Annotated in this window: 5 protein-coding genes; 1 reads left to right on the top strand and 4 read right to left on the bottom strand. The window is 57.9% G+C overall.

Annotation, left to right across the window (positions count from 1 at the left end):
* Positions 1–92 precede the first annotated feature (92 nt).
* Positions 93–1,418: an amino-acid N-acetyltransferase gene (gene argA, locus V2S86_RS20965; RefSeq protein ID WP_330763994.1), complete on the top strand. Its 1,326-nt coding sequence runs from the start codon at positions 93–95 to the stop codon at positions 1,416–1,418.
* A 95-nt stretch (positions 1,419–1,513) separates the two neighbouring features.
* Here argA and recD read toward each other — a convergent pair whose 3' ends face one another.
* The 4 genes from recD to recC form a co-directional block, all read right to left on the bottom strand.
* The gene (gene recD / locus V2S86_RS20960; RefSeq protein ID WP_330763993.1) at positions 1,514–3,364 is read right to left on the bottom strand and encodes an exodeoxyribonuclease V subunit alpha; all 1,851 of its coding nucleotides are present in this window, start codon (positions 3,362–3,364) and stop codon (positions 1,514–1,516) included.
* Positions 3,361–6,912 carry an exodeoxyribonuclease V subunit beta gene (gene recB, locus V2S86_RS20955; RefSeq protein WP_330763992.1) on the bottom strand — a complete coding sequence of 1,184 codons (3,552 nt, stop codon included), beginning with the start codon at positions 6,910–6,912 and terminating at the stop codon, positions 3,361–3,363. Before recB ends, recD begins: the two co-directional genes overlap by 4 nt.
* Complete coding sequence (ptrA, locus tag V2S86_RS20950; protein WP_330763991.1) at positions 6,909–9,797, bottom strand: pitrilysin; 2,889 nt, start codon at positions 9,795–9,797, stop codon at positions 6,909–6,911. Before ptrA ends, recB begins: the two co-directional genes overlap by 4 nt.
* A 206-nt stretch (positions 9,798–10,003) precedes the next feature.
* Positions 10,004–13,375 carry an exodeoxyribonuclease V subunit gamma gene (gene recC / locus V2S86_RS20945; protein WP_330763990.1) on the bottom strand — a complete coding sequence of 1,124 codons (3,372 nt, stop codon included), beginning with the start codon at positions 13,373–13,375 and terminating at the stop codon, positions 10,004–10,006.
* Positions 13,376–13,380 lie beyond the last annotated feature (5 nt).

The raw sequence follows: 13,380 nt of genomic DNA, 5'->3' as shown, positions 1-13,380 counted from the left end.
AAATAAATACAGACAATTTCCCGCTTGCCATCGGGGCAATAAAAGAATAAAAATACAAAAATATCGTATAAATATGCAAAAGAGGTTTTGCCGTGAAGGAACGTAGTACCGAGCTTGTTCAAGGATTCCGTCACTCAGTTCCCTATATCAACGCCCACCGCGGCAAGACGTTTGTCGTCATGCTTGGGGGAGAGGCCATAGAGCATGAGAATTTCTCCAACATCGTCAACGATATCGGGCTGCTGCATAGCCTGGGGATTCGTTTGGTGGTGGTCTATGGCGCACGGCCGCAGATCGACAGCAATCTGGCGCAGCATAACTACGAACCTATTTATCACAAACATACCCGGGTCACCGACGCCCACACGCTTGAGCTGGTTAAGCAAGCGGCGGGCCTGCTGCAACTGGACATCACCGCACGGCTGTCGATGAGCCTCAACAATACGCCACTACAGGGCGCGCACATCAACGTGGTCAGCGGCAACTTTATCATTGCCCAGCCGTTAGGGATTGATGACGGCGTGGATTACTGCCACAGCGGCCGTATTCGCCGTATAGATGAAGAAGCGATCCACCGTCAACTCGACAGTAATGCCATAGTGCTGATCGGCCCGGTCGCCGTTTCCGTTACCGGCGAAAGCTTTAACCTGACGTCAGAAGAAGTGGCGACCCAATTGGCCATCAAGCTGAAGGCGGAAAAAATGATCGGGTTCTGCTCGTCGCAGGGCGTCACCGATCAGGATGGCAATATCATTTCCGAGCTGTTCCCCAATGACGCGCAGAAACGCATCGAAGAACGCGAAGCCAGCGGCGATTACCATTCAGGCACCGTACGTTTCCTGCGCGGTGCGGTGAAGGCCTGTCGCAGCGGCGTGCGCCGCAGCCACCTGATCAGCTATCAGGAAGACGGCGCACTGGTGCAAGAGTTGTTCTCACGCGACGGTATCGGCACCCAGATCGTCATGGAGAGCGCCGAACAGGTGCGCCGGGCGACCATTAACGATATCGGCGGCATTCTGGAACTGATCCGCCCACTTGAGCAACAGGGTATTCTGGTGCGCCGCTCCCGTGAACAGCTGGAGATGGAGATCGACAAATTCACTATTATTGAGCGCGATAATCTAACCATCGCCTGTGCGGCGCTGTATCCGTTCCTGGAAGAGAAAATCGGCGAGATGGCCTGCGTAGCGGTACATCCGGACTACCGCAGTTCATCACGCGGTGAAATGCTGCTGCAACGGGTGGAAAGCCAGGCGCGCCAGATGGGTTTGCAAAAGCTGTTCGTGCTGACCACACGCAGCATCCACTGGTTCCAGGAGCGCGGTTTCACGCCGGCGGAAGTGGACGTGCTGCCGATGCAAAAACAGGCGCTGTACAACTACCAACGCCGCTCGAAGATTCTGCTGGCGGACTTGTAACCCTCTGCGGGTTCAGCCGATTCCCCTCGTCTTTCAAGCTGCAGCGCTGCTGGCTGCAATTTTAAGGCCCCAGGATAGGCTGTACCCGTTTCGCTTTATGTCGTTATCTGCAAGCGCTCCGCCAACCCGCTGCGGCGTTGGGTTGGCGTACGGATCGCCCGCATCAGCACGGCATCGGTGGCATACAGCGAAAGCTGCCTGCGAGCTCGGGTGATAGCGGTATACACCAATTCGCGGGTCAGTACCGGCAAGAAGTGATTGGGCAACACCAGCACCGTATGATCAAATTCCGACCCCTGAGACTTATGCACCGTCATCGCATAGGCGGTTTCATGCGCCGGTAAACGGCTTGGTTGCACCGACTTGATGCTACCGTCCGGCAACTGGAAGTGCACGCGCAGCTCACCGCTTTCATCGCGCAGGGCGATGCCGATATCGCCGTTAAACAACCCCAGTGCACTGTCGTTGCGGCCAATCATCACCGGGCGACCAGGATACCAACGCCCCAAGGCCCCTGGCGTACGCTGGATCAACCCGGCCCGTTGCAACCCCGCCTCGATACGCTCGTTCAGCCCGGCGATACCGAATGGCCCTTCGCGCAGCGCACAAAGCACCTGGAAACGGCCAAATTCCGCCAATACCTCTCCCGCATCCGCTCTGGCAGCAACCCGTTGCAAATAATCGCCATAGCCTGCTACACAGGCGTTCAACAGTGCCTGATAGTCTTCCGTTTCTGCCAAAGGGTAACCCGCAACGTCACTGAAGCTGCCACTGAGCGCCCAAGCCGCCCCCTTGCCGTCACCGGCATTCACCGCAAAGGCCAATTGACCGATGCCGGAATCGGCATCAAAACGATAGCTTTTGCGCAGCAGGCACAGACTGTCTCGCACCGCAGCCTCCGACTGCGCGCTTTGCCCTTGCACCAGACAGCCGGTCAGACGGGTGAGTTGTTCTGCACGCGCAGCGCTGTATCCCTGCTCGGCAAAACGGCAGATATCCCCCAGCACAGCCCCGGCCTCTACTGACGCCAGTTGATCCCTGTCGCCAAGGAAAATCACCCGCGCCTGCAGGGGCAATGCGGCAATCAGACGTGCCATCATCGGCAGATCGACCATTGAAGCCTCGTCCACCACCAGCACATCCAGATGCAGCGGATTGCCGCGATGATAACGCATGCGCTGGCTATTGGGCTGAGCGCCCAGCAGGCGGTGCAGCGTCGACGCATCTGTAGGGAACAGCGCGCGTTGCTCCGGGGTTAACGCCAACTGCCTGCCGGCGCTGCCTAGCGATTCGGTCAGACGCGCCGCCGCCTTGCCGGTGGGTGCCGCCAGTTGAATGCGCAAACGCCTGCCCTCGGCAAGCTGTACCAGCGCCGCCAGCAATTTGGCGACGGTGGTGGTTTTGCCGGTGCCCGGTCCACCTGAAATCACCGCAATACGCCGTGTCGCGGCCACTGCGGCGGCAATTTTCTGCCAGTCCGGCTCATTCGTCGCCTCGCCGAACAGCCGATCGAGGATGGCGCGCAGTTCAGGTTCATCAACCGCCTGATGGATACTGTCACTGCTGATAAACGCCGCCACCTCGCCTTCGTTCTGCCACATGCGCTGCAGGTACAAACGCTGCTGTTGCAACACCATGGGCATGGCACTGCTGCCGTCACCCACTGCCGTACTGGCCGCCAGACGCTGCTGCCAGCGGGCAATATCCGGTTGCCCGGCCGCCAGCCATACGGCCTGCGCCAGTTCCGGCTGACGCCCCTCAAACAGGTTTTCCGGCAGCAACTGCTCCAGCATCAGGCAAACATGGCCGGCGCCTGCCTCCGCGCTGAGACAAGCTGCGGCCAGCAGAATATCCGGCTCTTTCTCCCCGGCCACTATACGGGCGAACTGCAAGTCCAGCGGACGCAGCACGCCAAGTGCCTGCGCCTGCTCCAGTAGAGCGATCATGGTTCATCCTCCGCCGTAATGGCTTCGCCGCTGAACAGGCGGTCCATACCCTCTACCAACTGCGGATCTGGGCAACAGGCGAAAATACCGTTGCCCGGGTGCTGTGCGTCTACTCCGCGCAGGAACAAGTAAATCACTCCGCCGAAGTCGCGCCGATAGTCATAATCCGGCAACCGATGGCGCAAATAACGATGCAGTGCCAGCGTGTACAGCTGGTACTGCAGGTCATAGCGGTGTTCCGCCATCGCCTGCTCCATCGCCGCCCGGGTATAAGCGCTGCTGTCCTCGCCTAACCAGTTGGATTTGTAATCCAGCAGGTAGTACTTTCCCTGCCAGCAGAACACCAGGTCGATAAACCCCTTCAGCATTCCCTGCACCTGCTGGAAATCCAGCGCCGGACAGCGAGCTGAAAGCGGGTCGTATTTTTTCACCAACTTATCCAACTCACGTGCCTGCAATAGCCTTTCGATAGGTAAATAAAACTGCAGCTCAGCCTGTTTCTGCTGTGGTACCAAGGCTGACAATGTGACGCCGGCATCATTGAGCGGGACATTCAGCAACACCTGCATCCATGCCAGCAGTATCGGTTGCCAGTGATCGGCAAACCCTTGCTGTTGCAACTGTTCAAACAGCCATTGCTCATCAATAGGTTGGGTGAAATCCAGCGTTTCAAACAGGCTGTGCAGGAAGGTTCCCGGGGCCGCGCCGCGTGGGAAGGTATGCGGTGTGAGCGCTGGCTCACTATCCAGCGCCTGTTCGCCTGCAGCGTCGACATCCAGCCGTGGCAGCAGATCCTGCATCAGGCCAGAGCCGTGTTGCTGCAGGCCGGTGTAACTGGTCACCCGCCAGAAATCCTGCACCGGGCGCGTGAAGCTTTTTGCCGCCAGTTCGGTTAACACCGGCGCTTGGGGCAGCCAGGCCTGCTCATCCAGTTGCTCCACCAACGACAGCGCAATGCCCTCTCCAGCCAGCTGCTGCAGACGTTGTTGCAGCCAGGCGGCATCCCCGGCCTGGCCGGCCTGCACCAGGTAACCCAGCGCGCTGCGGTGCAAATCGGTATCACCCTGTTTCTTGCGCGTACCCTGAATCAACGGCGCTATGCCGATGCTGCAGTGGTATACCGAGCGGGTCAAGGCTACATACAGCAGGCGCAAATCCTCCGCCAACCTCTCTTCTTCCGCCCATTCGATACTTTCTTCATTGGCGTTGAGGTCAAGCAGCGCCTGGAAACTCTGCCGATCGTGGTACAGCACCTGCTGCTGCTGGCGGAAATTGCCGACAAACGGCAGCCAGACCAGATCGAACTCCAACCCTTTCGATTTATGGATGGTGATCACCTTCACCAGATGGCGATCGCTTTCCAGTCGCAGTTGCTGGTTGTCGGACTGACGATTTGGCTGGGCAATCTGCTGCGCCAGCCAGCGCACCAGCGCATGTTCGCTGTCGAGCTGCGCAGAGGCCTCTTGCAACAGCTCCCCCAAGTGCATTATGTCGGTCAACCGACGCTCGCCGCCGTGGCTGGCCAGCAGGTTTTCCGCCAGATGGCGCTGATTCATCACCTCACGCAGCATGGGCAACACGCCGCGGCGCAGCCAGAGCGTACGGTATTTATCGAACTCATTCACCAGCGAATCCCAGGCGCGTTCGTTGCGGTTCAAGCCATCCAACGCTTGCGCATCCAACCCCATCAAACCGGTCGCCATGGCGCTGCGCAACGTGCGCTCCTGCTCCGGCGCCAGCACCGCCTGCAACAGCCACAGCAAATCCTTGGCTTCCGGGGTATCAAACACGCTGTCGCGGTTGGACAAATAGACCGAAGGAATGGCCAGGGCGCTGAGCGCATCACGCACCAACGCCGCCTCATTACGACTACGCACCAGCACGGTAATATCGGAGGCCTGCACCGCCCGCCGCTTATCGCCGTCCACCAGCCAGGCATGTTCACTTTGCCCCGCACTGAGCCAGTCCCGGATTTGCGTGGCGCACAGGCGCGCCATCAATTGTTGGTACTCACTAACGCCAACACCTTCCCCCTGCTGCAACCAAAACTGCATCGCCGGCTGCGGCTGTTTATGCAGCTCAAAAGCCAACCCACGATTTTTCTCGGCAGCCGCCACCTCAATAAAGGGGATTTGACCGAACAGGAAGGGTTTTTCCACCTGAGTAAACAGATGGTTAACGCTACCTACCATTGCTGGGGACGAGCGCCAGTTAGTCTCAAGCGTGTAGTGGGCGCTTACCTCAGAACGGGCGCGCATATAGGTAAAAATATCGGCACCGCGGAAGGCGTAAATGGCCTGTTTTGGGTCGCCTATCAGCAACAGGCCGCATTCCGGCCGGCCGACGTAGAGCTTTTGGAAGATACGGTATTGCTGTGGATCGGTATCCTGGAACTCATCGATCATCGCCACCGGATAACGCTGGCGAATCGCCTGCGCCAACCGATCGCCGCCTTCACTTTGCAGCGCGCTGTCCAACCGGCTTAGCAGATCGTCAAAACCCAGCTCGGCGCGCTGGCGTTTCTCTTGTTGAATGGAGAGACGTATCTCACTCAGCGCCCGCGCCATAATCAAATCGCGCAGCGTCAGCGGTTCATCAAATAATTCATCTATCGCCACAAACAGTTCATGGCGGGGCGGCTCGCCCTTTTTGGTTTTATCCAGCAGCACTGACTGACGGAATTTATCCAGCTCTTTCGGCAGCAGGTAATCCTGGGTTTCCAACACCACCCATTCACTCACCTTATGCAACCAGTTAGGCAGGTGTTTGCTGCTGTAGCTGCGCTTATCAACGCCGGACTGGCTGATTAGCGCCTCCAGTTCCCCCGCAGCCGCCAGCCACTGAGCTTTAATGGCATCAATTCGCGCCACGATCTGCTCATGGCGCATCAATACCGTTTCTTCATCTTTCGGCGGCCGACGCAGCGTTGGCGCTTCGCCGCTCAGATAGCCGGAAAGATCCGCCAGCAACGCCTCCGGACCGCTCCACTCCTGGCTCACGGCCCGCGCGACACCCAATGGCAACGGATAACAATGGCGACGCCAGAAGTCTGCACAGGCCTGGCGACGCAGCGGCAGTTCATCCTGCACCAGCGTTTGCTCAAACAGAATGCCGGACTCGAAGGCGTTGTGGGCCAGCATACGCTGGCAAAAGCCGTGAATGGTGTAGATCGCCGCCTCGTCCATCTGCCGCTCGGCAGCCAATAGCTGCGCGGCGGCATCGGGCAAATCGTCAATCTCCGCCATCAACGCAGACAATAAAGGATCCTTGCTGAGGCCGCGGACGCAAGCAATGCGTAACGCATGGATATTGCTACGAATACGCCCACGCAGCTCCTCGGTGGCGGCCTCGGTAAAGGTCACCACCAGAATTTCCTCTACCGTCAGCGGCCGGGGAAAGGCCGCCCCCTGACCCAGGCCAAGCAACAGGCGTAGATACAGTGCGCTGAGGGTAAAGGTTTTGCCGGTCCCCGCCGACGCTTCTATCAGCCGTTCGCCAAACAGCGGCAGCGTCAGCGGATCAAGGCGCTGCGGGGCGGCCTCTGTCATGGTGTCGCCACCTTACGCGGCAGAGTTTGCTGCAGTGCGGAAGCGTTTGGATAGGAGACCCAATCCTGCTGCACGGCATAATCCGCTTTCTCTTGCCCGCTGCCGCTGACCTGCGACAGCACCGCCAGCCCCTGCGGCTGAATGACCGCCTGGTGGAAATAATCCGCCAGCTTGGTCGGCGTCAACTGCTTAACCTGCTCAATCAGCTTCTCGCGGGTATCGAAGGTAAAATTACCGCGATCGAAATCATTGGCAAAGCGGCTGGCTTCTTCGCTCAGGGTTTGCGGGCGCTGTTTCAGTTCGTTGATCATCGCCTGCTTGTACTGTTCAAAATCTGCCTCACTCATTTCACGCAGGCGCTTTTCGGTTTTCGGGTAGAAATCCTGGTAGCGTTGGTACAGATACGCCGGCTGCTTGCTGTTGCTTTGCAGCAGGAAGCCGATCCCCCACTGGCGGCCCACGGACATTGGGAAAGCAAAGACCGCATAACCCAACTGTTCCTGAGTACGCAGTTGGCTGTAGAACCAGGGCTGGATAATCTGCCCCAGCAGCGAGCTGTAAGCCATGCCGGTCACTTCGTCATACCCGGTCGGCACATAGACTGCCGCCAGCGCCGAATCGGTGCTGCTGCCCGCACGCTGCAGGTTAGCCAGCTGTTTTTTAGCCACTTCAACGTCTTCGCCGTGCCACCATTCAATACCGGTGCAGCCCAGGCGGTGTTTCAGCGTTGAGGCCAGGGTATCCACCTGCTGCTTGCTCATATTGCCCACCACCAGCAACTCCGGTGTGGCGTCGGCCAACAGGCTGTCGCGGTACGCCAGCACATCTTTCAGCGTCAGGGTTTTCAATACTTCGCGGCGCTCGCTACGTTCAGAGTAAGGCACACGGGAAACCATCTGCACCGGTTGGATCGCCAGCTCAAACGCTTTTCCTTTCTCAGCCGAATCCAGCTGTTCCAGATACCAGGATTTGGCCTGCGCCAGTTGATCTTCCGTCGGCGTGAAGTTGGAATACCCCTCAATCAGTGAGGTCAGCAACTGCGGCAAGCGCTGGGTAAAGCCGTTGGCATTGAACATCAGGCCATTGTTCGGCGAAGTCGAGAAGCTCAGCCCGCCAATCGAAGCCTGATAACTCAGTTGATCCAGAGAAATACCCGCCAGATAGTCGGTCAGCGAGAACAGCACCTGATTGCGCGCAGAGTCCATGGTTTTTGCATTGCGGAACGCCACTGTGACATCGGCTTTAGGCTCGTCGGCAAAGTAGCGGCTCGGCATATACAACACCCGCAGACCCGGCTGATCGACCACCATTTCCGGTTTCTTGAACTCGTGGGACGGTTTGTTCAGGGTAAAATCATCGGGAATATACGGGTTCAACGCAGGCAACGAGAGGCTGATCCCCTTGCCCAGCTGCTGCCACTGTTCGAAGCGCTGCGGCGCGATTTTATCAACCTGATAAGGTGCATTGACGAAATAGGCCATCTTGTTATGCGGCTCATTCGGGCTGACAAACCAGATGCGCGCATTTTGCGGCGTCATGGCATCCAGACGCTCGGCAATCGCCTTGGCGTCATAGCGATCGGCCAGGTAAGGCGCATCCAGCGTGTGTTCTACCGGCACGCGCAGCATGGTGTCCACCAGCCATTCGATGTAATCCATATCGCGGGTGATCGACGGGTAGCGGAAATCCAGGTTGAGAACGTGGGAGATCTCATCGAAATAGCTTTGCTTGATGCCTTCGCTGCGCAGCATTTTCAGGTAGTTAAAAATGGCTGCTATCACCTCGTCACGCTTGGCCAAGCCTTTATCGGTCAGGGAGACGCTGATGGAGAATACCCCGCCGTTGCGATCCACCATCGGATCGGCCCCGGCGTTGATTGCATCCGCCAACCCCTGCTTTTGCAGCCAGTCTGACAGGGTATTTTGGCTACGGTTGCCAATCAGATAACTGATATAGGTATCCGTCTTGCTTCGGAATTCTGCGCTGTTGTTATCAATGCGGAACTCGACTTTCAGCTGTTTGCGCGGCTGGGCCGGCACATAGTGGATAATGATCCCCTGCTGTTCAGGGGTGACCGCCGGGACGGTAATTGGCGGCACGCTGGCTTCGCGATTGGGTACTTTGCCAAACGTATTGGCCGCCAGTTTGGCCAATTCCGGCAATGGCTGGTTGCTGTACAACACGCCCATCATCAGGTTGGCAGAATAATAACGCTGGTAAAATGCCGTCAGCTCATCATGCAATTTGCTGCCCGGCTTGTCCTTCAGGGTATCGAGATTGCCGCCGGAGAAACGCGCGCTCGGGTGAGCCGGATTCAGCGTTTCCGCCCCGACCTGCGCCATGCGCATGCCGTCGCGTGAACGCGCCATCGTCAGCTCGGCATTGACCGCATTACGTTCACGATCGGCATTGCCGGGATCCAGCAGAGGCTCGGCAATGGCGTCCGCCATGCGGTCTACCGCCGGCGCTAACGCGTCGTTTTCCACTTCCAGGTAGAACGCGGTGCGATAAGACGCAGTGCTGGCGTTATGGCTACCCCCGTGTTTTTTCAGAAACTCCGCCAGGTTTTCCGGCTGCGGATAGCGTTTGGACCCCATCAGCACCATGTGTTCCAGGTAGTGCGCCAGCCCAAGCTGACTGTTCGGATCTTCCAGCGATCCCACCGGCAACGCCAGTGCCGCCAACGATTTTGGCGCCTGAGCATCGGATACCAACAACACGGTCATGCCGTTTGCCAGTTTGATCGCCTGATATTGACGTGGATCGTGATCGCTTTTATTGATCTTGTCCGCGAGCGGTTGCCATCCCTGTGCGGCCCAGCTCAACGGTGCCCAACACATGGCCAAGAATACTAACCCGGTAATGCGGGCCAACTGTCTGCGCATATCCAAAATAAACCCCTATTCTGACACCGCTACGCCAAATCCCTGACGTTGACGGTGTGCATCAAAACAACACAACAAAAGGCTATATACCTGTACGTTATGTAAGACCGGAGCTAACCCCGATAGTTGAATATAATCCTGCTTATTTTTACCACCTCAGGGCAATCAGTACCACCAGGGATGTGACCTAAGGTCATGCCAAGGGATCAGCCTAAATTATGCTTCACCACCGGCAACAGGTAACGTTCTGTTTCGGCCAGAATTTGCTCTAAACAGGCATTGTCCAACTGACGGAATACCCGTTGGACATAGGCGTCTTCGCCTTCTCCAGGAATGCGCTGATCGCCCTGCCAGGTTTGCAACAGCTTGGCCCGCGCTTTGATTTGCACCTCTTCATCCCAGTCAATGCTCTGGGTTTCCGGTTGATAGCACTGGCTCAGCCACGCCCAACCGCTTTTATTCAGCAAGAGCAACGGCTGGCATAAACCACGCTGATAACCCGCCACCAGCTCTGCCAACTGCTCACGGGCATCCTCTGCGGTTAACGCGGCAAAACGCCACGCGGCGCCTTTGCGCCCATAAATGCGGCTTTCCCCCGTGCCACCGGCGCAGCAGTACGCCAGATGTTCCAGCCACAACAGTATTCCATCAACCGCCGACAGAGTAGCCGGCCGCCAGCGCAACAGCCCGTCCTCCTGTACCTGATGCAGCCAGCCGCTGATATGCACCCCGGCGATGTCGATATCCAGCTCCAGACTGTGCCCCTCGCTGCGTTCGGCACGCACCTGTTCGGCCAGTTCACTCATCTCCTCTTGCTGCTTCTGCCAGTAAATCTCGCCGAAAGGGCCAAAAGGCAAGCCACCGGCGGCACGCACCCGCTGAAACAAACGGGTGGCATCCTCGCCGTCGATCAAGGTATTCAACAATTGGCTGTTGAACTGATAGCGGCTGAGATTATCCAGGATGAAGGGCTCTTCGTCCGGCAATTCGGTCTCTTCGAGGATAAAACTGACCCCCAGCCGCAGTTGGAAGAACGCGCGGATTGGGTGGCGATAGAACCGAAGCAAATCATCCAGCGAGATCTGGGTCTGCTCATCAGGCAATAACGGTTGATTAAACGGTGGATGCGCCACGCCGCGTCCAACGGCTGCGGGCAGCCATTCGGCGGCATAGCTTTGCGCTTCCGTGCCGGGCACAAAATTCTCGGCGGCGAACGGCATGCGGGCGTGCCAGTTAAGCAAGTGTTTACCGACCTTCTGTGCGCTGGCATCGGCGTCCAGCGCCTCATCGCCCGGCAGGCAATAACTTTGCTCCAGATACTCCAGCAGTTCGGTCACCAGCACCGAAGGGTAACGCAGACCGTTATCCTGAATGGAGCGACCAATAAAGCTGATATACAGCCGCTGCTGTGCCGACAGAATCGCCTCCAGGAACAGATAGCGATCGTCATCACGGCGGCTGCGATCGCCGCGCTTCACCTGCTGTGCCATCAGATCGAAACCCAGCGGCGGCAAAGTGCGCGGATAAACTCCGTCGTTCATGCCCAGCAGACAAACCACTTTGAACGGAATGGAACGCATCGGCATCAGCGTACAAAAATTGATTTGCCCGGCGAGGAAGCGTTGACTGATACGCTCCTGATCGAGGCGCGCAGCCAGTTCGTCACGCAGAATGGTCAGCGGTACCTCATCGGGGTAACGCGCCGCCAGCCCATATTCGAACACTTTGTTCCACTGCTGCTCAATCAGCGCCAGTGCCGCCTCGGTTTCGCCGTCCGGTTCAAAGAAGGTATCAAGCAGCTGGCGGCAAAGCGGCAGCCACTCCGGCAAAGAACGCGCCTCGGTCAAGCGTTGCCGCCAACGGCTGAGGGAGGCCAACAGTTCGGCCAACTGCCCCGCCAGCTCCGCGACCAGCCCGCTCGATTCATCATAAGGCAGCACGCCCTGCCAGTCCCCGGCATTGCTATCCATCGCGTAGCCCAACAGCATTCGGGTAATGCCGAACTGCCAGGTATGCTGGCCGGTGGCCGGAAGATCCAGTTCGCGTACGTTGTCGTCATCCAGCCCCCAGCGGACGCCGGACTCCCCCACCCAGTGGCGTAACAGGCGTAGCCCTTCTTCCTGGATCGAGAAACGCGCCGCCAGCGCCGGCACTTCCAGCAGCGCCAGCACCTGTTCCGAAGTAAAACGGCTCTGCGGCAGATCCAGCAACGAGATGAACGCCTGCAACGCCGGGTGCGCCTGGCTCGCCTTCCGGTCAGAAATCGCAAACGGCAGATAACGTTCTGGAGAGGCGTTGCCGAACACCGCCTGAATATAAGGCGTGTAGCTGTCGATATCCGCCACCATGACAATGATATCGCGCGGCGTCAGCGCAGGATCTTCCGCCAGCATGGTCAACAGTTGGTCGTGCAAAACCTCCACCTCGCGCTGCGGACTGTGGCAAGCGTGCAGGCTGATAGAACGGTCTTCAAGATTAAGCCGGCGCTTGGTCTTACTGCTCTCCAGCGTTTCCGGCGTGGTGCCGATGACGGCGCTATTTTTCAACTCCAGCATATCGTGCTGAATGGCGTGCAATAAGTTGTCCGCAGGGATATCTACAAACGCAAAAACCTCCTGCGCGGATTCTATCTGCGAGAGTAAAAAGTGATGGTCACGCCCCAACTTGCCCCATGAGGCCAACAGCGGATTGGGCAGGTCTTGTTCGCCTTCCGCATTAAACAGCGCAGCAGCGTTATCGGGATCTCTGAATAGCGCGTATTCCGTTTTATCCTGATAATGGCGCCGCTTGCGGCTCTGTAATTTCGCCAGGAATGATTGGCTCTGAATATCTCCCCAATAGTAGCGGCACGGATTGGTGAACATCAGGTGAATATCAATATGGCGGCCCAGCGCCTGCAAGGCCTCCAGATATACCGGCGGCAGCGCCGAGATACCGCAGATAAACACCCGCGGCGGTAACCCTTCCGGGCAATGATCCGTTTTTTCCAACGCGCTGATAAAGCGACGATACAGGTTTGCACGGTGCCATTCCGGCTGCCCCAACTCGTGGGTATATTCGACCAATCGCGCCCACAGCGGGGCCTGCCATTGCTGGGCCTCCGCCAGCCCATCAATGCTTTCGCCCTTTTGCCAGCTTTCCAGCCAGTGCGGGCGATACACCAGGTATTGGTCAAACAGGTCCGCCACCCGGCCGGCAAGCTGATGAATTTTACGCTTGTCGCCGTCGTCGGTGAGGTAATGTTGCAACGGGGCAAAGTCCGGCCGGGTGAGCAGATCCGGCAACAGCCACATCAGTTTCCAGGTCATGGCGTCTTTACTGAAGGCGCTCTCTTTCGGGATGCCGGGTAAAACCCGGGTGAACATCTCCCAGATGAAGGTTGCAGGCAGTGGGAAGGTGATATTGGCGGCGATGCCAAACTGTTCCGCGAGCTGCATCTGCAACCACTGCGCCATACCGGGGCTTTGCACCAGCACCACTTCCTGTTGAAAAGGGTCGGCCAATGGCTCTCTGGCTATCAACGTACTGGTCAGCGTTTTCAGCAAATCCAGCTGATTGGAATGATAAACCCTAAACATGGGTG

The sequence above is a fragment of the Serratia sp. C2(1) genome, assembly GCF_036352655.1.
Taxonomy (GTDB): domain Bacteria; phylum Pseudomonadota; class Gammaproteobacteria; order Enterobacterales; family Enterobacteriaceae; genus Serratia; species Serratia inhibens.
Note: the sequence above shows the minus strand (reverse complement) of the source record. Positions and strands in the feature narration are given on the sequence as shown.

What these genes read in the sequence shown, in the direction of transcription:
- recC (WP_330763990.1), bottom strand. Translation starts at nt 13,375, where the DNA reads ATGTTTAGGGTTTATCATTCCAATCAGCTGGATTTGCTGAAAACGCTG.
- recD (WP_330763993.1), bottom strand. Translation starts at nt 3,364, where the DNA reads ATGATCGCTCTACTGGAGCAGGCGCAGGCACTTGGCGTGCTGCGTCCG.
- ptrA (WP_330763991.1), bottom strand. Translation starts at nt 9,797, where the DNA reads ATGCGCAGACAGTTGGCCCGCATTACCGGGTTAGTATTCTTGGCCATG.
- recB (WP_330763992.1), bottom strand. Translation starts at nt 6,912, where the DNA reads ATGACAGAGGCCGCCCCGCAGCGCCTTGATCCGCTGACGCTGCCGCTG.